Annotated in this window: 19 protein-coding genes, 1 pseudogene and 1 riboswitch; of the genes and pseudogenes, 8 read left to right on the top strand and 12 right to left on the bottom strand. The window is 74.8% G+C overall.

The annotated features are described in order from the left end of the window. Positions 1-34: 34 nt before the first annotated feature. Positions 35-331, bottom strand: a complete 297-nt coding sequence (locus tag FB476_RS13245; protein WP_141819525.1) for a WXG100 family type VII secretion target — start codon at positions 329-331, stop codon at positions 35-37. A 139-nt stretch (positions 332-470) separates the two neighbouring features. Between FB476_RS13245 and FB476_RS13240 the strand changes: the two genes are divergently transcribed. Further along, positions 471-809, top strand: coding sequence for a YnfA family protein (locus FB476_RS13240; RefSeq protein WP_141819523.1), 339 nt, complete (start codon positions 471-473; stop codon positions 807-809). Further along, entirely contained in the window at positions 806-1579 is a 774-nt protein-coding gene (locus FB476_RS13235) for a DUF4031 domain-containing protein (RefSeq protein ID WP_141819521.1), read from the top strand. The genes FB476_RS13240 and FB476_RS13235 overlap by 4 nt, the downstream gene beginning before the upstream one ends. 5 nt (positions 1580-1584) lie before the next feature. Here the strand turns inward: FB476_RS13235 and FB476_RS13230 are convergent, their stop codons facing one another. From FB476_RS13230 to mgrA, 3 genes are read right to left on the bottom strand one after another with little or no spacing between them, the layout of a single operon-like run. Then, positions 1585-2181 (bottom strand): DNA alkylation repair protein, encoded by a 597-nt coding sequence (locus FB476_RS13230; protein WP_238329703.1) that lies wholly within the window; start codon positions 2179-2181, stop codon positions 1585-1587. Then, positions 2178-2846 carry an HD domain-containing protein gene (locus FB476_RS13225; RefSeq protein WP_141819519.1) on the bottom strand — a complete coding sequence of 223 codons (669 nt, stop codon included), beginning with the start codon at positions 2844-2846 and terminating at the stop codon, positions 2178-2180. Before FB476_RS13225 ends, FB476_RS13230 begins: the two co-directional genes overlap by 4 nt. Continuing rightward, on the bottom strand, positions 2843-3874 hold the full coding sequence (gene mgrA / locus FB476_RS13220; RefSeq protein WP_141819517.1) for an L-glyceraldehyde 3-phosphate reductase: 1032 nt from the start codon (positions 3872-3874) through the stop codon (positions 2843-2845). The genes FB476_RS13225 and mgrA overlap by 4 nt, the downstream gene beginning before the upstream one ends. A 90-nt stretch (positions 3875-3964) precedes the next feature. On the opposite strand from mgrA, the gene FB476_RS13215 reads away from it, so the two are divergent. Then, positions 3965-5653: an NAD(P)/FAD-dependent oxidoreductase gene (locus FB476_RS13215; protein WP_141819515.1), complete on the top strand. Its 1689-nt coding sequence runs from the start codon at positions 3965-3967 to the stop codon at positions 5651-5653. An 88-nt stretch (positions 5654-5741) separates the two neighbouring features. On the opposite strand, the gene FB476_RS16710 is transcribed toward FB476_RS13215, so the two are convergent. The 5 genes from FB476_RS16710 to FB476_RS13190 all read right to left on the bottom strand — a co-directional run bounded on the left by FB476_RS16710 (position 5742) and on the right by FB476_RS13190 (position 12355). Continuing rightward, positions 5742-6380: a hypothetical protein gene (locus tag FB476_RS16710; protein WP_202876979.1), complete on the bottom strand. Its 639-nt coding sequence runs from the start codon at positions 6378-6380 to the stop codon at positions 5742-5744. Positions 6381-6446: 66 nt separating this feature from the next. After that, positions 6447-8492 carry a HelD family protein gene (locus FB476_RS13205; protein WP_238329702.1) on the bottom strand — a complete coding sequence of 682 codons (2046 nt, stop codon included), beginning with the start codon at positions 8490-8492 and terminating at the stop codon, positions 6447-6449. A 99-nt stretch (positions 8493-8591) separates the two neighbouring features. After that, entirely contained in the window at positions 8592-9767 is a 1176-nt protein-coding gene (locus FB476_RS13200; protein WP_141819513.1) for a glycosyltransferase family 4 protein, read from the bottom strand. 18 nt (positions 9768-9785) lie between these two features. Further along, complete coding sequence (locus FB476_RS13195; protein ID WP_141819511.1) at positions 9786-11003, bottom strand: NAD-dependent epimerase/dehydratase family protein; 1218 nt, start codon at positions 11001-11003, stop codon at positions 9786-9788. A gap of 140 nt (positions 11004-11143) precedes the next feature. Then, on the bottom strand, positions 11144-12355 hold the full coding sequence (locus tag FB476_RS13190) for a S1C family serine protease (RefSeq protein ID WP_238329701.1): 1212 nt from the start codon (positions 12353-12355) through the stop codon (positions 11144-11146). A gap of 104 nt (positions 12356-12459) precedes the next feature. On the opposite strand from FB476_RS13190, the pseudogene FB476_RS13185 reads away from it, so the two are divergent. After that, positions 12460-12852, top strand: a pseudogene (locus FB476_RS13185) (amino acid ABC transporter ATP-binding protein); the annotation flags it as partial. A 15-nt stretch (positions 12853-12867) separates the two neighbouring features. Here the strand turns inward: FB476_RS13185 and FB476_RS13180 are convergent. Both FB476_RS13180 and FB476_RS13175 read right to left on the bottom strand, forming a co-directional pair. Continuing rightward, the gene (locus FB476_RS13180; RefSeq protein ID WP_238329700.1) at positions 12868-14421 is read right to left on the bottom strand and encodes a sensor histidine kinase; all 1554 of its coding nucleotides are present in this window, start codon (positions 14419-14421) and stop codon (positions 12868-12870) included. A 34-nt stretch (positions 14422-14455) separates the two neighbouring features. Then, positions 14456-15169, bottom strand: a complete 714-nt coding sequence (locus tag FB476_RS13175) for a response regulator transcription factor (RefSeq protein WP_141819509.1) — start codon at positions 15167-15169, stop codon at positions 14456-14458. Positions 15170-15290: 121 nt separating this feature from the next. Then, positions 15291-15417: riboswitch (FMN riboswitch) on the top strand. Positions 15418-15541: 124 nt separating this feature from the next. On the opposite strand from FB476_RS13175, the gene ribD reads away from it, so the two are divergent. The 4 genes from ribD to ribH are packed head-to-tail and all read left to right on the top strand — an operon-like array spanning position 15542 to position 18951. After that, on the top strand, positions 15542-16609 hold the full coding sequence (gene ribD / locus FB476_RS13170; RefSeq protein ID WP_141819507.1) for a bifunctional diaminohydroxyphosphoribosylaminopyrimidine deaminase/5-amino-6-(5-phosphoribosylamino)uracil reductase RibD: 1068 nt from the start codon (positions 15542-15544) through the stop codon (positions 16607-16609). A gap of 4 nt (positions 16610-16613) precedes the next feature. Beyond that, positions 16614-17249 (top strand): riboflavin synthase, encoded by a 636-nt coding sequence (locus FB476_RS13165; RefSeq protein WP_141819505.1) that lies wholly within the window; start codon positions 16614-16616, stop codon positions 17247-17249. Next, complete coding sequence (gene ribB / locus FB476_RS13160; protein WP_141819502.1) at positions 17249-18478, top strand: 3,4-dihydroxy-2-butanone-4-phosphate synthase; 1230 nt, start codon at positions 17249-17251, stop codon at positions 18476-18478. Before FB476_RS13165 ends, ribB begins: the two co-directional genes overlap by 1 nt. Beyond that, positions 18475-18951, top strand: coding sequence for a 6,7-dimethyl-8-ribityllumazine synthase (ribH, locus tag FB476_RS13155; protein WP_141819500.1), 477 nt, complete (start codon positions 18475-18477; stop codon positions 18949-18951). The genes ribB and ribH overlap by 4 nt, the downstream gene beginning before the upstream one ends. A gap of 3 nt (positions 18952-18954) precedes the next feature. Here the strand turns inward: ribH and FB476_RS13150 are convergent, their stop codons facing one another. Continuing rightward, positions 18955-19500, bottom strand: a complete 546-nt coding sequence (locus tag FB476_RS13150; protein ID WP_141819498.1) for a DUF2500 domain-containing protein — start codon at positions 19498-19500, stop codon at positions 18955-18957. Positions 19501-19600: the final 100 nt, after the last annotated feature.

Here is a 19600-nt window from a genome sequence, read left to right as displayed (position 1 = left end):
TCCAGCTGGAGGGGCCGCCCCGTCGGCGTTCCCGTCAGCCGGCGGTGAACCGCATCCGGTTGGCCTGCTCCACCTGCTCGTAGTCCTGGCCGGACATCCGCAGCGTCGAGGAGATCTGCTGCAGCGACGCCGTCACCCGCTCCTCGGTCGCGCGCCAGTCCTGCACGACGGCCTGGAAGCGCGCCGACGCCGATCCCTGCCAGCAGTCCTGGAGGGCCACGAGCGAGGCCATCATCGCCCGCACCTCCGAGTCGATCGTGCCGGCGATGCGCTCGACGTCGCCCGACGCCGCGGCCAGGCGTGCGGTGTCGACCGCGAAGTGGTTGCTCATGGACCGTTCCTCCCGTGTGCGGTGGCGGGCGGCGGCACGGCGCCACCGCCCGTGCCCCGACGCTAGGCGGCCGGTCCCGGGCCGCGCAGGAGTTGTCCACAGGCCGCCCGCAGCCGGCGCACCGCATACGCTCGTGCCCATGACCGGCCGCTCGATCCTGCTCTTCGCCCTGGCCGCCGTGCTCGAGATCGGCGGCGCCTGGCTCGTCTGGCAGGGCATCAAGGAGCACCGCGGGTGGATCCTCGTCGGCCTCGGGGTGATCTGCCTCGGCCTCTACGGCGTGGTCGCGGCCTTCCAGCCCGACGCGCACTTCGGCCGCGTGCTGGCGGCCTACGGCGGCGTCTTCATCGTCGGGTCGCTGCTCTGGGGCATGGTCGTCGACGGCTTCCGGCCCGACCGCTGGGACGTGGCGGGCGCGCTCGTGTGCCTGGTCGGCGTCGCGCTCATCATGTACGCCCCCCGCTCGGTCGGCGCATGACGATCTGGGTCGACACCCCGATCTGGCCGGCGCACGGCCGGCTGTGGTGCCACGTCATCAGCGACGTCTCGCTGGAGGAGCTGCACGCCTTCGCCCGACGCGCGGGCATCCCGCCGCGGTCCTTCGAGGGCGACCACTACGACGTCCCCGAGGAACGCCGGGACGCGGTCCTCGCCGCGGGCGCCCGGCCCACCACCGGGGCGGACCTCGTCCGCCGGCTGGAGGGCTCGGGTCTGCGCTTCCGCAAGCGCCGCGGCGAGCATCCCCTCGCCCGGCACCGGGACGGGCTCGCCTGGCTCGGCCTGCCGCACCTGCTGGAGGTGGTTGCCTCGCCGCACGAGCCGCCGCCCGCAGCGTCCGCGGCCGTCGTGCTCGTGGCGGCCCGGGACACCGGGGAGATGGTGCTGGTCCGCAGCGCCTCGCGCGAGGGCTGGGCCCCGCCCGGCGGAAAGCGGGAACCGCACGAGACGGTGCGGCAGGCCGCGGTGCGCGAGCTCCAGGAGGAGACCGGGCTGCGGGTGGGGACGCACGGGCTGGCCCCCGTGGGCTACGAGCGGATCACGGTCGCGGCCGGACACGCCCGGGGCAGCTGGGCCGAGGGCGTCAACGTGCTCGCGGTGATGGCCGCCGAGCTGACGGGGCGGGCGGACGTCCGGCCGCTGCTGGACGACGTCGTCGAGGCGCGCTGGGCGGGGCGTCGGCTGGCCGAGCGGCTCTGCGGCGACGAGCCGTGGTGGCCGCTGGTCGACTGGTGGTGGGCGCGCCGCTGAGCGGCTCAGCCGCCCAGGTGCTTGAGGGCCTCGCGCCGGCTCAGCCCGCTGAGCCGGTCGCCCAGCTCGTCGACGAGCGCGAGCACCCACTCCGGGTCGGTGCGGGCGTGCTGCCGCAGCGCCCACCCGACCGCCTTCCGGACGAAGAACTCCGACCCGAAGCGGGAGCCCTCCAGGTTGGCGAGCACGCACCGCCGCAGCAGCGCGGTGTCGGTGTCCTCCTTGTGGCCGAGCTGGCTCAGGATCGCGGTGCGCCGCAGCCACAGGTCGTCGTCGACCGCCCAGGCGTCCATCACGGGGGTGACGGCCTCGCGGTGCCCCGCCAGCACGCCCCCGACGAGGTGGCTGGCGATCCGGTCGACGTGGTCCCACCAGGCGCCCGTGACGACCAGGTGGCGGTAGAGCCCGAGGACCTCGGGGTCCTGCCACTCCCGGGCGCACCGGTGCTCGGCGAGGGTGGTCGCGGCATAGCGCTCCTCGCGGTGGGTGGCGCCGTCCCAGAGCTCGCGCACCGTCGCCTCCCAGGTGGCGCGCTCCGGGTCGCCCGCGGCGGCCAGCGCCTCGCGGACCTGCGCGACGAGGACGGCGTCCGGAGCGCTCACGGCCGCCCCAGGTCGGCGAGCTCGGCGGCGAGGTTGCGACGGGCGCGCTCCGTCCAGGCGGCGTGCGCGTGGTCGGTCCGGTAGATGCGCTCGCGCCCGGCGAAGCCGGCGAGCACCTGCGCCCGGCCGACGCGGAAGGCGTCGTCGGGCACGTGGGCGTACTCGCGGCGCACCTGGGCGCGGTAGGCGGCATACCTCTCCTGGGGGGCGGAGAGGATCCACAGGTCGGCGTCGTGCACCGCCTCCAGCATCGGGGTATGCCGTGCGCCCGCCTCGACCCGGTGCGCCTCCGTCAGGAGCACGCCGGCCTCCACGGCGTCGACGAGCGCGTCGTCGACGCCGAGGGAGTGCAGGTGGTCGCGGGCCATGGTCGCGCTGCGGTGCTCGTTGCTGCCCGGGGCGGCCCGGGGGTCGTAGTGCAGGTCGTGGAACCACGCGACCGCCCGGGCCAGCAGCGCCTCACCCACGCCCAGCGCGCCCGCCGCCTCGAGCTCGTCGAGCGCGGCCAGCATCTCGGCGAGGTGCTCGACCGTGTGGTAGCCGCGGTGCGGTTCGCCCCAGCCGCGCAGCAGCAGCGAGCCCTCCCGCAGCCAGCGGTCGCGGCCGGCGCGCGGGGCGAGCAGCTCCGCGTCGGCCAGCCAGCGGTCGAGGAGCGCCTCGGTCATCCGAGCCGGGCGTCCTGCCAGAGGTCGACGCCGGCGTCGCGGGCGTGCTGGTCGACGAGCGCGAGCTCGTCGGCGGTGAACGAGACGCGGTCGAGCGCGCCGACGTTCTGCTCCAGCTGCTCGGGGCGGCTGGCGCCCACGAGCACGGAGGTCATCCGCTCGTCGCGCAGCGCCCAGGCGAGCGCGAGCTGGGCCAGCGTCTGCCCGCGGCTCGCGGCGATCTCGTTCAGCGCCCGCAGGTGGGTGAGCGTCTCCTCCGACAGCATCGTGGTCGACAGGCTCTTGCCCTGGGTGGCGCGCGAGCCCTCGGGGACGCCGTGGAGGTACTTGTCGGTCAGCAGGCCCTGGGCGAGCGGCGTGAAGGCGATGCAGCCGGCGCCCACCTCGTCGAGGGTGTCGAGCAGCTGGTCGTGCTCGATCCACCGGTTGAGCATCGAGTAGGACGGCTGGTGGATGAGCAGGGGGGTGCCCAGGTCGGCGAGGATCGCGGCGGCCCGTCGGGCGTCCTCGGCCGAGTAGGAGGAGATCCCGACGTAGAGCGCCTTGCCGGAGCGGACGATGGCGTCGAGGGCGCCCATCGTCTCCTCGAGCGGCGTCTCCGGGTCCGGACGGTGGTGGTAGAAGATGTCGACGTAGTCGAGGCCCATGCGGCGCAGCGACTGGTCGAGGCTGGCGACGAGATACTTGCGGGAGCCGCCGATCTGCCCGTAGGGGCCCGGCCACATGTCCCAGCCGGCCTTGCTGGAGATGACCAGCTCGTCGCGCAGCCCGGCGAAGGAGCGGCGCAGGTGACGGCCGAAGTTCTCCTCGGCCGAGCCGTAGGGCGGGCCGTAGTTGTTGGCCAGGTCGAAGTGCGTGATCCCGAGGTCGAAGGCACGGCGCAGCACCGCCTCCTGGCGCTCGAAGCTGACGTCGTCGCCGAAGTTGTGCCACAGGCCCAGGCTGATGGCCGGCAGCTTGAGGCCGGAACGACCGACCCTCCGGTAGTGCATGGACTCGTAGCGCTCGGGGCTGGGCGTGTACGTCATACCTGCCAGTCTGGCCCACCGCCGAAGCCTGCGGGCATCCGGGCGGTCGGGGTATGGCGCGCACGGGCCGCGCGCCCCTACGCTGCGAGCATGGCCGTGGACGAATGGGGCGTCCGCCCGCTGCTGCTCGCCGTCGAGACCGACGCGCGCCGCCTCGGTCGGACCGAGACCGAGCTCGCGCGCAGCTTCGCGGGCAGCTACCGGGTGCGTGGCGAGGCGTCGGTGGCCGACGCCCGTCGTCAGCTCGAAGGGGCCGCCGACCGCGGCGAGCGCGTGGCGCTGCTGCTGGTCGACGACCGGATCCCCGCGCAGGAGCGCGACGACCTGCTCGCGCTGGCCCGGACGGCCCATCCGGAGGCGCGTCGCGGCCTGCTGGTCGACTGGGGCGCCTGGGCCGACCCCGACGTCGCGCGGACCATCCTGCGCGGGACCGCGGTGGGCGACCTGCATTCCTACGTGCTGCGCCCGTGGTCGGAGGGGGACGAGCTCTTCCACCGCACGATCGCCGAGATCGTCCAGGACTGGTCCCGGGCGGACCCGCGCAACAAGCGCGAGGTCGTCGTCGTCGCGGACCCGCACTCCGGGCGCGCCTTCGAGGTGAGCAACCTGCTGCAGCGCAACCGGATCCCCTACGCCTTCCGCGACCGCAGCTCGCCGCAGGGGCAGGACGTCCTGGAGGCGGCCCAGCCGGACGGTGACTTCGAGGTCGTGGTGTGGATGCCCGCGATCGGCGCCCCCGTGCTGGTCGACCCCACCGACAAGGACGTGCTCAGCGCCTGGGGCATCCCGACCGAGCTCGACGGCGAGCGCGCCTTCGACCTGCTCGTCATCGGCGCCGGCCCGTCCGGGCTGGCGGCTGCGGTCTACGGCGCCTCCGAGGGTCTGTCCACGCTCGTCGTCGAGCGAGAGGCGATCGGCGGGCAGGCCGGCACCAGCGCGCTCATCCGCAACTACCTGGGCTTCTCCCGCGGCCTGAGCGGCTCGGAGCTGGCGCAGCGCGGCTACCAGCAGGCGTGGGTCTTCGGTGCGCAGTTCGTGCTCACCCGGGAGGTCGAGTCGCTGGAGAACGTCGAGGACCACTTCCGGGCCACGATCTCCGGCCAGGGCACCGTCACCGCCCGCGCCGTCGTGCTGGCCTGCGGGGTCGCCTACCGCCGGCTCGGGGTGCCCAGCGTCGAGGCCTTCACCGGCAAGGGGGTCTACTACGGCGCCAGCGTCTCGGCCGCCCACGCGCTCGCCGGGCTGTCGGCGGCGGTCACCGGTGGCGGCAACTCCGCCGGCCAGGCCGTGCTCCAGCTGGCGCGCTACTGCCGCGAGGTCCACCTGGTGGTCCGGGGAGCGTCGCTGGGGGAGACCATGTCGGCCTACCTCGTCGACGCGATCGCCGGCGAGCCCGTGATCATGGTCCACCTCGCCAGCGACGTCACCGGGGCCCGGGGCGACGGTCGGCTGGAGAGCCTGACGCTGACCTCGCGCGAGGACGGCAGCACCACCGACCTCGACGTCGACGGCCTCTTCGTCATGATCGGGGCCGAGCCGCACACCGACTGGCTGCCCGAGGACGTGCGCCGCGACGAGCGCGGCTTCGTGCTCACCGGCACCGACGTGGCGCAGGACCCGGCCGGTCCCGCCCTGCACCCGCACGAGACCTCGGTGCCGGGCCTCTTCGCGGTGGGCGACGTGCGGGCCGGCTCGGTCAAGCGGGTCGCCTCCGCCGTGGGCGAGGGCTCGGTCGTGGTCTCCGAGGTGCACGTCCACCTGAGCACGCCCCACGGGTGAGCCCCGTCCTCCACGACGGGAGCACGGCAACGGGGCCGCGTCCGTGGTGGACGCGGCCCCGGCGGGCGCGGTAGGGCGCGCTCCGCTGTCAGCGCTTGATGACGCTCTCGGCCAGGTCGGCCAGGGCGTCGGCCAGCTCCTCGCGGGCGTGGTGGGCGCCCTCGAGCAGACCGCGCACGCCGTCGCCGGCCGAGTGGGAGGCCGAGCCGACCTTGCCGGTCACGCCCGAGGCGACGGAGGTGGCGGCACCGGTGACCCCGCCCGCCACCGAGGCCGCCGCACCGGTGACCCCGCCGGCCACGGCCTTCGCGGCGTGCCTGGTGCCCGAGAGGAAGGACTGGCTCGCGAGCGTCAGGCCCGCGCCGACCAGCCACACGTCCTTGGCCAGGCCCGCGCCGTCGGAGGTCGGACGGATGCCGTCGGACTCCGTCATGCCCGGGGTGTTGAGGTACATGCCGGTGAGGCCGGCGCCGAAGGCGGTCAGCGCCGCGCCGGCGACGGCGGAGGGCACGGTCGGCAGGAGGAGGAGGGCGCCCACGCCGATCTCGCCGACGCCCAGGAGCTTCATGAAGTCCTTGGCCTTCATGTCCTTGAAGACCGGGTAGACGCTGGAGGCCCACCCGTGCGCCTGCTCGGCGGCCTCGTCGTCGGCCTTGAGCTTTTTGATCCCGGAGTTGACGATGTAGGCGCCGGTCGCGAGGCGCAGCGGGACGTGCGTGGGGTGCATGGTCGCTCCTGTTCGGTGGGGTCGGGCGGTCCGTGGTCCCACGGTATGCCGTGCCCTCCGGCCCTGCTACCCGGTCTTCCCCGCCCCGGCGAGCGGTCCGGGCAGGTCGTCGGCGTGGACGACGGTGAGGCCGCTGACCGCTCGCGTCAGGACGACGTAGAGGCGGCGCAGGCCCGTGCGACGATCCGGCTCGGCCGCGGCGATCGCGGCGGGCTCGGTCACGACGACCTGGTCGAACTCCAGGCCCTTGGCCACCGTGGCCGGCACGAGGTGGACGGGCAGGATGCGCTCCTCGGCGTGCGAGCCGTCGAGCACCTCGTGCTCGACGCCGGCCGCGGCCAGGGCCGCGCCGACCCGCCCGACCCAGGCGTCGGGCACGATCACCCCGAGCGAGCCCTCCAGGGCCGACAGCTCGCGGGCTGCGTCCACGGTGCCCGGGACCGGGTCCTGCACCCGGGTCACCTCGAGGCGGCCCGGGTGGGAGCGCACAGAGCGGGGGGCGCCGAGCCCGGGCGCCATCTCGGGGAGCAGGCGGGCGGCGTAGTCGATGACCGAGGCGGGCACGCGGAAGCCGCGGTCGAGCACCTCGAGGTGGACCTCCTCCCGGCCGAGCGGCTTGCCGAGATGCTGCAGCGACTCCTCCCAGGAGCCCGTCGACCACGGGGTGGTGCCCTGGGCGATGTCGCCGAGCACGGTGAGGGAGCCGGTCGCGGCCCGGCGCCCCACCGCGCGCAGCTGCATCGGGGAGAGGTCCTGGGCCTCGTCGAGCACGACGTGGCCCAGGCTCGGGGTGCGCTCGATCAGGTCGGCCGCCTCGTCCAGCAGCGCCAGATCGGCCGTCGTCCACCGGGCGGTCCGGGGGGTGCGGGGTCGGTCCCAGACCATCGCCCGCTGGTCCTCCTCCAACCCCTCCCCGGTCGAGAGCAGCGAGGCGACCATCGCCGCGGGCGTCAGCTCGGGCCAGACGCTCTTCACGTAGGCCCGCACCGGTGCCGAGCGCGCCACGGCGTCCTGGACCCGGTCGTCGGGGGAGTCGCCGGCGCTCTCCATAACGACGAGGACGGCGTGCGCGAGCCGCTGGGCGAGCATCGCCCGGGCTGCGGCATACCGGACCCCGCGGGAGCGCAGCTCGTCGAGGATGTCCTGCACGGCGTAGGCGGGCACCCGCCAGCGGTGGGCGCCGCGCGGGACGACCAGCGGCTCGGTGGCGGGGCGGACGTGCGACCAGACCACCCTCTCGAGCACCTCGGCCATCCGGGCCTCGCCCTTGAGCCGGGCGACGTGGGGGTCGTCCTGGGCGCGCACGGGCACGCTGCCGAGCAGCTCCTCGAGCGTCGCGTGCCGCACGCTGACCTCGCCCAGCGACGGCAGGACCGCGCCGACGTGCTCGAGGAAGGCGCGGTTGGGACCGACCACGAGGACACCGGTGCGGGAGAGGCGCTCGCGGAAGGCGTAGAGCAGCCAGGCCGCCCGGTGCAGGCCGACCGCGGTCTTGCCGGTGCCGGGCGCGCCCTGCACGCAGATGGTGGTGGCGACGTCGGCGCGGACGATCTCGTCCTGCTCGGGCTGGATCGTCGCGACGATGTCGCGCATGGGTCCGATGCGGGGGCGTTCGATCTCGCGGGCGAGAATCTCGCCGCCGCTCTCGCCGCTCGTGCCGGACCCGCCGGCCTCGAGCAGCTCGTCCTCGTAGGCGGTGAGCCGCCCGGCCTCGACCCCGAAGCGTCGTCGGCGCAGCACGCCCATCGGCTCGGCGGGGCCGGCCCGGTAGAAGGCGGTCGAGACTCCGGCGCGCCAGTCGATGACGACGGGGTCGCCCGCGTCGTCGCTGACGTGGCGGCGGCCGATGTAGAGCCGCTCGGGGGTGTCGGTGTCGAGGCGGCCGAAGAAGAGCGTGGTGCGCGGGTCGTCCTGGAGCGCCCGGGCGCGCAGCCACAGGGTGCGGGCCAGCGACTCGCCGGCGATGGCGTCGCCGCCGTCGGCCTGCAGCGAGAGGGTGTGCTCGCGCATCCGGGCCAGCTCGGCACGGGCACGGTCGAGGTGGGCCTGCTCGGCGGCGAGCTCGGCGTCTGGGGTGGTGGAGGCGGACTGTCGGGAGGGCTCGGCGGGCACGACGGAACTCCGGGTCCGGGGGTGGGGGAGGAGCGAGGCTACACCGGTATGCCGTGCCCTCGCAGCCCCCCCGGCCGGCCCGAGGGAGCGGGCCGGGGGTCAGGGGCGCCGGGCGCGCAGCGGCCGGGGGAGCGGGGAGCGGCCGGCGTGGCGCTCGACCGCCAGCTCGTAGAAGCCGACCAGGGCCTCGGTGGCCGCGCGCCAGGAGTGGCTCAGGGCGTCCTCACGAGCCGCCCGGCCCATCCGGCCGCGCAGCCCGGCGTCGTCGAGCAGTCGTCCGAGCCGCTCGGTGAGGACGTCGGCGTCGCCCGGCGGCACGAGGAAGCCGGTGCGGCCGTCGTCGACGACGAAGGGGATGCCGCCCGCGTCGGCCCCGACGACGGGGACGCCGCTGGCCATCGACTCCAGGGCCACGAGGCCCAGGGTCTCGGTGGTGGAGGGGAAGGCGAAGACGTCCGCGCTCGCGTAGGCGGCAGCCAGGTCGGCGCCGCCGAGGTAGCCGGCGAAGACCGTCGGCGTCCCGGCGAAGGCCCGCTCGAGCTCCTCGCGCCCGGGGCCCGAGCCGACCAGGGCCAGTCGCACGCCGCGCGGGGCGAGCCGACGGATCGGCTCGAGCAGCTGGTCGAGGTCCTTCTCCCGCGACAGGCGACCGACGTAGAGGACGAGGGGTGCCTCGGGATGACCGTCGGTGAGGCGGTCGCGCATCTCGGCCGTGCCGGCGCCGGGGTGGTAGGCGGTGGTGTCGACCGCCTTCGGCCACAGGTCGACCTCGCGGATGCCGACGGCGCGGGCCCGGTCGACCATCTGCCCGGACGTGCACAGGTTGACCTCGGCCAGGTTGTGCAGCCCGGTCGTCCACCCCTGGACCGGCCGCCGCAGCACCTGGAGCCCACCGCCGATGGCGGTCGTGTAGGACGGCACGTCGGTGTGGAAGCTGGCCAGCAGCGGCAGGTTGCGGCGCCGGGCCGACAGCACGCCGTAGGCGGCGAGCCACACCGGGTTGACGGCGTGGACCACGTCGGGGCGGAATGCCTGCATCTCCCGGGCGATCCGCGGGGTGGGCAGGCCCACCATGATCTCGGGGTACCACGGCCGGAAGGAGACCGACCGGACGCGCACCACGCGGTGCGGGCCGTAGCGCTCCGGAGGGTCCCCCGGTGCGAAGACGAGGGCCTCGTGCCCCAGCTCGGCCAGCTGGTCGAGGGTGCGGGTCACCCGGGTGACCACGCCGTCGACCTTGGGCAGGAAGACCTCGGTGAAGAGCGCGACGCGCACGGGCGGAGGCCGGCCGGCTCAGGCCGTGCGCGCCGCGGCGGCGGGCCGCGAGGTGGGCACGCCGGGCTGCTGCTCCCGGGTCCAGACCGAGGTGCACGGGATCTTGCCGAGGTCGGCCCGGTCGGCGTAGCGCCGGGCGACGTCCTCGACCTCCCGGAGGAGGCCCTCCTCGAGCAGCGTGGGCTGCAGGCCCAGGTCGAGGAAGGTGTCGTTGGAGACGTGCAGCTCGTTCTCCGCGGCCTCGTGCCGCGGGTTGGGCACCAGCTCGACCGTGGCGCCGCTGATCCGGGCGACCAGCTCGGCGAGGTCGCGGACCCGGTGGGTCTCGGTCATCTGGTTGAAGATCTTGACGCGGTCACCGCCGGCCGGCGGGTTCTCCAGCGCGATCTGGACGCAGCGCACCATGTCGCGGATGTGGATGAAGGCCCGCGTCTGCCCGCCGGTGCCGTGCACCGTGAGCGGGTAGCCCACCGCGGCCTGCATGAGGAAGCGGTTGAGCACGGTGCCGTAGTCGCCGTCGTAGTCGAAGCGGTTGATCAGCCGCTCGTCGCGCAGCGTCTGCTGCGTGTGGGTGCCCCAGATGATGCCCTGGTGCAGGTCGGTGATCCGCAGCCGGTCGTTCTTGGCGTAGTAGGCGAAGAGCTGCTGGTCGAGGCACTTGGTCATGTGGTAGATCGACCCGGGGTTGGACGGGTAGAGCATCTGCTGCGGGATCCGCTCCCCGGTCTGGGTCGTCACCTCGACGTCGAGGTAGCCCTCGGGGATCTTCATCCCGGCCGTGCCGTAGCCGTAGACGCCCATCGTGCCGAGGTGGACCAGGTGCGCGTCGAGCCCGGTCTCCACGAGCGCGCAGAGCACGTTGTGGGTGGCGTTGACGTTGTTGTCGACCGTGTAGCGCTTGTGGGCCGGGGACTTCATCGAGTAGGGGGCGGCACGCTGCTCGGCGAAGTGGACGAGGGCGTCCGGGCGCTCGCGGAGCAGGAGCTCGACGAGCCCCTCGTAGTCCTGCGCGACGTCGAGCAGCTCGAGCCCGATCCGCCGGCCGGAGACCTCCTGCCAGGCGGCCACCCGCTCCTGCGGGCTCGCGATCGGCGTCAGGGACGACGCCCCGAGCTCCTCGTCGATGCGACGGCGGGACAGGTTGTCGACGATGAGGACGTCGTGACCGAGGTCGGACAGGTGCAGGGCCGCGGGCCAGCCGCAGAACCCGTCACCGCCCAGGACAGCGATCTTCACGTGCCGGATCTCCTTGCGCGAGCGGATGACGCCGCGGGCCGCGGCGTCCGTCCGGCCAGCCTACGACGAGCCGGCCCCCCGGGGCGGTGGACGCCACCGGGCGGGCGAGGTGCCCTCCCGGCGGCGTCCGCCGCAGGTGGTCAGGGCTGCTCGTCCGGGCGCGTGTCGAGGGTGACCGAGACCGTGGCCAGCTCGCCGTCGCGGACGTACTCCAGCTCGGCCTCCTCCCCGGTGCCGCGCTCGCGGATCTGGCCGACCAGGGCCAGGCTGGAGGTCACGTGCTCGCCGTCGATCGCGGTGATGAGGTCGCCGTCCTGCAGCCCCGCCCCGGCGGCGGGGGAGCCGGGCTCGACCTGGCGGACCAGCGCGCCGGTGCGCACCGCGCCGTCGACCTCGGCCGAGCCGTCGGCGAGACCGACGCCGAGGAAGGCGTGCTCGGCCCGCCCGGTCTCGATGAGCTGGTCGGCGATGAGCCGCACCTTGCCGGCCGGGATCGCGAAGCCGATCCCGATCGAGCCGGCCTGGCTCTGGCCCGGGGAGGCGATGGAGGCGATCGAGGAGTTGATGCCCACGAGCTCGCCGGCGGCGTTGACCAGGGCCCCGCCGGAGTTGCCGGGGTTGATCGCGGCCGAGGTCTGGATGGCGTTGGTGACGACCGCCTCGGGGATGCCGGTCTGCGCGTTGACGGCCTCGGTGGTCACCGGGCGGTCCAGCGCGCTGACGATCCCGGTGGTGACGGTGCCCGACAGGCCCAGGGGGTTGCCCACGGCCATCACGGGGTCGCCCACCCGCAGGGCCGCGTCGTCGCCGACCGCGATGGGGGACAGGTCGTCCGGCGCGTCGGCCAGCGATAGGACGGCGAGGTCGCTGGAGGGGTCGCTGCCGGCCACGGTGGCCTCGTAGCGGCGGCCGTCGGCGAGCACCACCTGGACCTCCTGGGCGCCCTCCACGACGTGCGCGTTGGTGATCACGTGGCCCTCGGCGTCCCAGACCACGCCCGAGCCCGAGCCCGAGCCGCTGAAGCCCGCGACCTCGATCGAGACCACGCTGGGCCCGACGGCCTCGGCGACGGCGGCCCACTCGGCGTCGGTGGTGAAGCTGGCCGGCGTCCCGGTCGCGGCACCGTCTTCGACCGCGTCGCTCGTCTGCCCGCCGGCGTCGGTGGTCTGCGCGGCGGTGCTGCCGGTCTGGCCCGCGTCCCCGTCGGTCGCGGTCACCACGGCGTAGGTCCCGCCCGTGGCGAGCAGGGCCGACAGGATGCTGGCGATGCCGATGTCGGCCCAGCGCCGTCCTGCACGGGGCTGCGGCGTGGGCGCGGGGACGTTCTGCTGCTGGGACGGGTACGTGGTCATGACGCCATTCGAGCACCGCAGGGTGCGACGACCCTGTGAGACGCCTGGGGTTCTGCTGGAAACGCCGGTGCGGGTGACCTGGCGGCGCGCATCACGGGCCCGAGGAGGCGCACGAGAAGGCGCTGGCCCTGCTCGACCGCGTCGGGCTGCGCCACCGGGCGGACGCCCACCCGACGCAGCTCTCCGGCGGGCAGCAGCAGCGGGTCGCGATCGCCCGGGCGCTGGCCATGGACCCTGAGATCCTGCTCCTCGACGAGGTCACCTCGGCCCTGGACCCCGAGCTCGTCGGCGACGTGCTCGCGGTGCTCAAGGACGTCGCGGCGACCACGGACATCACGATGCTCATCGTCACCCACGAGATGCAGTTCGCGCGGGACGTCTCGGACCGCGTGATGATGTTCGACGGCGGTCGGGTGCTCGAGGAGGCCCCGCCGGAGGAGATCTTCACCCGGCCGCAGCACGAGCGGACCCAGAAGTTCCTCGAGGCCGTCGTCTAGCAGGGCGGGGCCCCGTCAGCGGCGGTCGGTGCCCTGCTCCTCGGCGTCCTCGGCGTCCTCGGCGTCGTCGACCTCTGGCTCGGTCTCGGTCCGAGGGGGCGCGGCCGGGAGCCGCACCTGGAAGGTGGCGCCGCCCCCGGGCGTCGGCACGTGCCGCACGGTGCCACCGTGGCGCGCGACGATCGCCGCGGCGATCGGCAGCCCGAGGCCGGTGCCGCCCGACTGGCGGCTGCGCGAACGGTCGGCCCGGTAGAAACGTTCGAAGACCCGCTCGGCGGCCTCGGGGTCGAGCCCGGGACCGTGGTCGCGCACCTCGACGACCACCTGGTCGTCGAGCGTGCCGACGGCCACCTCGACGGGCGTGCCCGCCGGGGTGTGGGTCAGGGCGTTGGCCACGAGGTTGGTCAGCACCTGCCGCAGGCCGCCGTCCTCGCCGACGACGACCGGCAACCGGTCGCCGCGCCCGCCCTCGACCGCCCGGAGCGACACCTGCCGGTCGGGGGCGCGCACCCGGGCGTCCTGCACCACGTCGCTGGCGAGCACGGTGAGGTCGACCCGGGTCGGTGACATGGCCGGCTCGGAGTCCAGCCGGGTGAGGGTCAGGAGGTCCTCGACGAGGCCCGTCATCCGGCTCGCCTCGTCCTCGATGCGCTTCATCGCCCCGCCCACGTCGTCCGGTGCCACCGCGCCCACCCGGTAGAGCTCGGCATACCCCCGCACCGTGGCCAGCGGGGTCCGCAGCTCGTGGGACGCGTCGGCGACGAAGTCGCGCATCCGCTGCTCGGAGGCCTCGCGGACGGCGAAGGAGTGCTCGATCTGGGCGAGCATCCGGTTGATCGACTCCGACAGGGAGCCGACCTCGTCGTGGGCGTCGCGGGGCGGGACGCGGCGGGACAGGTCGCCCGCCGCGATCGCCGCCGCGGTGTCCTCGATCCGGGTGAGCGGGCGGAAGGCGCGACGCACCGCGAACCAGCCGAGCACCCCGACCATGACCAGCGTCGCGACCCCGATGGCGGCCATGATGAGGCCGAGCTGCCGGACGGTCTCGTCCACCCCGCTGAGCGGGAGCCCGACGACGATCGTGCCCGCCTCCCGGCCCTGGCTGTCGTAGAAGCGCAGCGCCGCGACCCGCCACTGGCCGTCCCCCTGCTCGGCGTCGACCGTGAACGGCTCCCGCAGGGGCTGGGCGTCCACCGCCTCGCGGTCGACGTCGGGGCGGCTCTGGGTGATCTGCTGGTAGGGCAGCACGAGGTCGCGCGCGGGCAGCGTGTCGTAGGCGGGGAGGAAGACGATGTAGTAGTTGTTCGGCGGGATGAAGACCGGCTGCTCCTGGCCCGACCTGCCCAGCAGCTGGGTGACGGTGCTCGCCGCCAGCGGCTCGAGGTAGGCCTGGAGGTCGTCGTCGGCGCGGTCGACGAGATAGCTGCGCAGCATCGTCATCGTCACCGAGATGGTCAGCAGGTAGGCCGCCATCACCATGAGCACGACGACGGCGACGAGCCGCCGCGTCAGCGACATGTTGTGCAGCCGCTGGTAGGCCGTGCTGCGCAGGCGGCGGAGGAAGGTCACGTCGACGAGGGGTGCCGGCGGTGCCGGCGCGCGGTCAGTCGCGCGGGGCGCGCAGCACGTAGCCGACGCCCCGCTTGGTGTGGATGAGGGGCTCGCCGACGACGTCGATCTTGCGGCGCAGGTAGGAGATGTAGGACTCCACGATGTTCATCTCGCCGCGGAAGTCGTAGTCCCAGACGTGGTCGAGGATCTGCGCCTTGGACAGCACCCGGCCCGGGTTGAGCATGAGGTAGCGCAGGAGCTTGAACTCGGTCGGGGAGACCTCGATGACCTTGCCGGCCCGGCGCACCTCGTGGCTGTCCTCGTCGAGCTCGAGGTCGGCGACACGCAGCACGTGGTCGTCCTCCTCCGGCACCACGCGGGTGCGGCGCAGGACCGCGCGGATGCGGGCCACGACCTCCTCGAGGCTGAAGGGTTTGGTGACGTAGTCGTCGCCGCCGACCGTCAGACCCTTGACCTTGTCGTCGAGGGAGTCCTTGGCGGTGAGGAAGAGGATCGGCATGTCGCGGCCGGCGTCGCGCAGCGTCCGCGTGATCTGGAAGCCGTCGATGTCCGGGAGCATGATGTCGAGCACGGCGAGGTCGACGTCGTGCTTGGCCGCCAGCTCCAGGGCGGTGCGGCCGTCGGGCGCGGCGTGCACCTCGAACCCCGCGAACCGCAGGCTCGTGGTGAGCAGCTCGCGGATGTTGGTCTCGTCCTCGACCACCAGCAGGGTGGCCTCGGGCTCGGTGGGGGGAGTCGTGCTCATGCTCCCAGGGTCCGCCCCATTCCTGGGAATGTCCTGGGGAACTGCTGGATGCGGTGCGGGGTGGTCGGGCCTCGCGGACGACGGAACCCCCAGCAACGGCTGCTAGCCTCCCGGGCACGACACGCGCTCCGGGGTCGGTGAAACTCCGAGCCGGCGGTGACAGTCCGCGACCCGACCGCAGCCAGCGGCCGGTTGACCCGGTGAAACTCCGGGACCGACGGTGAAAGTCCGGATGGGAGGCAGCGCGAGCGTCGACGGATCGCCGTCGGCGTCGGGTCCTGGCGACCCGGCGTCCGGGCACGGCGGTCCCTCGTCGTCGCACCCGTCTCCCGTCGTCCCCCTCCGGGGTCGCACGACGAGACGGAGGAGACGGTGACGAGCACCGACCACTACCTGGACCGAGCGGTCGCCCGCGCCCGCCTGGGCCCGGCCCGCGACCGCAACCCTCGCGTCGGGTGCGTCCTGGTCGCCCCCGACGGCGAGATCGTCGGGGAGGGTCACCACCGCGGCGCGGGCACCCCGCACGCCGAGGTCGCCGCGATCGCCGCGGCCGGCGGGCGGGCCCGGGGCGCCACCGCCTACGTGACCCTCGAGCCGTGCGCGCACCACGGCCGGACGCCGCCCTGCACGCAGGCCCTCCTCGAGGCGGGCGTCGCCGCGGTCGTGTATGCCGTGCCCGAGCCGACCGCGTCCGCCACCGGGGGTGCCGCCCGGCTGACGAGAGCCGGGGTGGCCGTCGAGCAGCACCCGCACGCCGCCTCCTACGCCCTCGTCGCCGACTGGGCCCGGGCCGCCGCGCTGGGCCGCCCCCACGTGACCTGGAAGATCGCGGGCTCCCTCGACGGCAGGGTCGCCGCGGCCGACGGGACCAGCCGCTGGATCTCCTCGCCCGAGTCCCGCGCCGACGCCCACGCCCTGCGTGCCCGGGTCGACGCGATCGTCGTCGGCACCGGCACCGCCCTCGCGGACGATCCCGCCCTGACCGCCCGCACGCCGGAGGGGCACGAGCTGGCCACCCAGCCGCTGCGCGTGGTGGTCGGGCGTCGCGAGCTTCCCGCCGGCGCCCGCCTCCGTGGCGGCCCGTCCCCGGTGCTGCACCTGCGCACGCACGACCCCCGGGAGGTGCTGCGTGTGCTGGTGGAGCACGGTGCGCGCACCGTGCTCCTGGAGGGCGGGCCCACCCTGGCCGGCGCCTTCTGGGCCGCCGGCTGCGTCGACGAGGTCCTGTCCTACGTCGCGCCCGTGCTGCTCGGGAGCGGCGCCCCGGCCGTCCCCGACCTCGGCGTCGGCACCCTCGCCGACGCACCCCGGCTGCGCCTCGTCGACGTGGCGCGCGTCGGGCCCGACGTCCGGCTGCGCCTGGTCCCCGCCGGCGCCGCCTCGGAGCCCGGCCCGGCCTCCCTGCTTCCCACCACCACCCGCTCCCTCCAGGAGGACTGACCCCATGTTCACCGGCATCGTCGAAGAGCTCGGCACCCTGACCGCCCGCACCGACGGGTCGGACGGCGACTCCTGCGTGCTGGAGGTGCACGCCCCCACGGTCGCCGCCGACGCGCGGCACGGCGAATCGATCGCCGTAGACGGGGTCTGCCTGACCGTCACCGGCAGCAGTCCCCAGGGCTTCACGGCCGACGTCATGGCCGAGACGCTGGCCCGCACCACGCTCGGCCGGCTGCGGCCCGGCGACCCCGTCAACCTCGAGCGCGCCCTCCGCGCCGACGGCCGGCTGGGCGGCCACGTCGTCCAGGGTCACGTCGACGGGACGACGACCGTGCTCTCCCGCGAGCCGGGGGAGCGGTGGGAGGTCGTGACCTTCGCGCTGCCGCCCACGCTGCGCCGCTACGTCGTGCTCAAGGGCTCGGTCGCCCTCGACGGCGTCTCCCTCACCGTCTCCGGTCGGACCGACGAGACCTTCGCGGTCAGCCTCATCCCGACCACCCTGGCGCTGACGACGCTGGGGAGGCGGCGGCCGGGGGAGGAGGTCAACGTCGAGGTGGACGTGCTGGCGAAGTACGTCGAGTCGATGCTCGCCGACGGGCTCGTGCCGGAGACCGTCGCCATCGGGCGGAGGGAGGGGTGATGGCCCTCGCGACCGTCCCCGAGGCGCTCGAGGCACTGCGCGCCGGGCGGCCGGTGCTCGTCCTCGACGACGCCGACCGCGAGAACGAGGGCGACGTCGTGCTCGCCGCGGAGACGCTCACGCCGGCCTGGATGGGGTGGACGGTGCGCCACACCTCCGGCTACGTCTGCGCGCCGCTGACGGGCGAGCTGGCGGACCGCCTCGAGCTGCCGCTCATGGTGGAGCACAACGAGGACCTGCTGCGCACGGCATACACGGTGACGGTGGACGCCGCGGCCGGTGTGAGCACCGGCATCAGCGCCTCCGACCGGGCCACGACCCTGCGCGCACTGGCCGACCCGGTCACCACCGCGGCCGACCTGCGCCGCCCCGGTCACGTCGTCCCGCTGCGCGCCCGCGACGGCGGGGTGCTGGTCCGGCGCGGCCACACCGAGGCCGCCGTCGACCTCTGCCGGCTCGCCGGGCTGGCGCCCGTCGCGGCGATCGCCGAGCTGGTGGACGACGAGGGAGAGATGCTGCGCGGGCCGCAGGTGGTCGCCCTCGGCGCCGAGCACGACCTCCCGGTCATCACCATCGCCGACCTCGTCGCCCACCGGCTCGAGACCGGCACGGTGCGGCGGGAGGCCACGACGACGCTGCCCACCGACGCCGGCGAGCTGGTCGTGCACGCCTACCGCGACCTGGTCACCGGCGTAGAGCACCTGGCCCTGGTCGGGCGCCCCGACCCCGGGCCCCGCCCGCTCGTGCGTCTGCACTCGGAGTGCCTCACGGGCGAGGCCCTCGGGTCGCGCCGCTGCGACTGCGGGCCCCAGCTGGACGACGCCCTCCGCCGGGTCGCCACGGAGGGCGGCGTCGTCGTCTACCTGCGCGGGCACGAGGGCCGGGGGGTGGGGCTGGTGGACAAGCTGCGCGCCTACGCCGCCCAGGACACCGGCCTCGACACCGTCGAGGCGCAGGAGGCGCTGGGGCTGCCCGTCGACGCCCGCGACTACGCCGCCGGGGCCGCCGTGCTGCGCGACCTGGGGCTCGCCGACCGCCCGCTGCGCCTGCTGACCCACAACCCCGACAAGGTGGCCGCGCTCACCCGGCTCGGGCTGACCGTCGCCGCGCGCGAGCCGTCGGCCACCACGCCCCCGCCGGAGGCGTGGGCCTACCTGCGGACCAAGACCGAGCGGCTGGGGCACGCGCCCCACGCCGTCCCCACCACCCCGAGGAGGACCATCGCATGAGCAAGGCCGGAGCACCCACCCTGACCGTCGCCGGGTCGGGCCTGCACGTCGCCGTCGTCGCCGCGTCCTGGCACGAGCGGGTGATGGACGGGCTGCTCGACGGCGCCCGCCGGGCACTGGAGGAGGCGGGGGTGGCCGACGTCCCCGTGGTCCGGGTGCCCGGAAGCTTCGAGCTGCCGGTCGCGTGCGCCCGTCTGGCCCGCAGCAGCCGCTTCGACGCCCTCGTCGCCCTCGGTGTCGTGGTCCGGGGTGGCACGCCGCACTTCGACTACGTCTGCAGCGCGGCCACCGACGGTCTGACGAGGGTGTCCGTCGAGACCGGCGTCCCGGTGGGTTTCGGCGTGCTGACCTGCGACGACGAGCAGCAGGCGCTCGACAGGGCGGGCCTGCCCGGGTCCTCCGAGGACAAGGGCCACGAGGCGGCCACGGCCGCCCTCGCGACCGCCGTGGCGCTGCGGGCCGCCCGGGTCTGAGGGTCAGCCCGGCGGAGGCGTGAGCGACGGGCCGCCCGGGGCCTCCCAGGTGCCGTCGACCGGGATGACCCGGCGCCGCTCGAAGCCGCGGAACCACGTGCCCTGGTGCGTCAGCCGCCCCTCGTCGCCCTCGGCGACCTGGCCGTGCAGGCGGGCGGGGACCTTGAGCTCGACGCGCTCGCCGTCGGGCAGCTGGAAGGTCACGAAGTAGAGGCTCCGCACCGGGGTGTCGTTGCCGCCGCCCTCGACCTGCGTCCGCTTCCCGATGACCCTGGCGGAGACGGTGCGCTCGGGCTGGGCGGAGTTCTCGGCGATCGTCCGCGCCCCCTGGGCGAGCCTGACGACGACCATCACCACGACCACGAGGACGACGACGCCGAGGAAGAGCGGCGCGACCGCGAACAGCCCGTCGCCGGTGGATGCCGTCCCGGACCCGAAGGGCGAGCCCGGGTCGAGGACGCCGCCTGCGGGGAGGTCCTCGAGGAAGACGTCGTCGGGCAGGTCCGGCCCGTCCTGGGACCAGCGGCTGGTCGGTGCGGTGAGGGACATCTGCCCACCTCCTCGTCGAGGGCCGGGGGAAGGCCCTCGGCTGCCGCTCGGACGCTACCCGCCGCGCGACGGTTCCGGGCGGTGCCGCACGGGGAGCGAG

It is taken from the genome of Ornithinimicrobium humiphilum (assembly GCF_006716885.1).
GTDB lineage: Bacteria > Actinomycetota > Actinomycetes > Actinomycetales > Dermatophilaceae > Ornithinicoccus > Ornithinicoccus humiphilus.
This window is presented reverse-complemented; position numbering and strand designations above follow the sequence as displayed.

What these genes read in the sequence shown, in the direction of transcription:
- FB476_RS13225 (WP_141819519.1), bottom strand. Translation starts at nt 2,846, where the DNA reads ATGACCGAGGCGCTCCTCGACCGCTGGCTGGCCGACGCGGAGCTGCTC.
- FB476_RS16710 (WP_202876979.1), bottom strand. Translation starts at nt 6,380, where the DNA reads ATGCACCCCACGCACGTCCCGCTGCGCCTCGCGACCGGCGCCTACATC.
- FB476_RS13175 (WP_141819509.1), bottom strand. Translation starts at nt 15,169, where the DNA reads ATGAGCACGACTCCCCCCACCGAGCCCGAGGCCACCCTGCTGGTGGTC.
- FB476_RS13190 (WP_238329701.1), bottom strand. Translation starts at nt 12,355, where the DNA reads ATGACCACGTACCCGTCCCAGCAGCAGAACGTCCCCGCGCCCACGCCG.
- FB476_RS13150 (WP_141819498.1), bottom strand. Translation starts at nt 19,500, where the DNA reads ATGTCCCTCACCGCACCGACCAGCCGCTGGTCCCAGGACGGGCCGGAC.
- FB476_RS13165 (WP_141819505.1), top strand. Translation starts at nt 16,614, where the DNA reads ATGTTCACCGGCATCGTCGAAGAGCTCGGCACCCTGACCGCCCGCACC.
- mgrA (WP_141819517.1), bottom strand. Translation starts at nt 3,874, where the DNA reads ATGACGTACACGCCCAGCCCCGAGCGCTACGAGTCCATGCACTACCGG.
- ribB (WP_141819502.1), top strand. Translation starts at nt 17,249, where the DNA reads ATGGCCCTCGCGACCGTCCCCGAGGCGCTCGAGGCACTGCGCGCCGGG.
- FB476_RS13245 (WP_141819525.1), bottom strand. Translation starts at nt 331, where the DNA reads ATGAGCAACCACTTCGCGGTCGACACCGCACGCCTGGCCGCGGCGTCG.
- ribH (WP_141819500.1), top strand. Translation starts at nt 18,475, where the DNA reads ATGAGCAAGGCCGGAGCACCCACCCTGACCGTCGCCGGGTCGGGCCTG.
- FB476_RS13240 (WP_141819523.1), top strand. Translation starts at nt 471, where the DNA reads ATGACCGGCCGCTCGATCCTGCTCTTCGCCCTGGCCGCCGTGCTCGAG.
- FB476_RS13215 (WP_141819515.1), top strand. Translation starts at nt 3,965, where the DNA reads ATGGCCGTGGACGAATGGGGCGTCCGCCCGCTGCTGCTCGCCGTCGAG.
- FB476_RS13235 (WP_141819521.1), top strand. Translation starts at nt 806, where the DNA reads ATGACGATCTGGGTCGACACCCCGATCTGGCCGGCGCACGGCCGGCTG.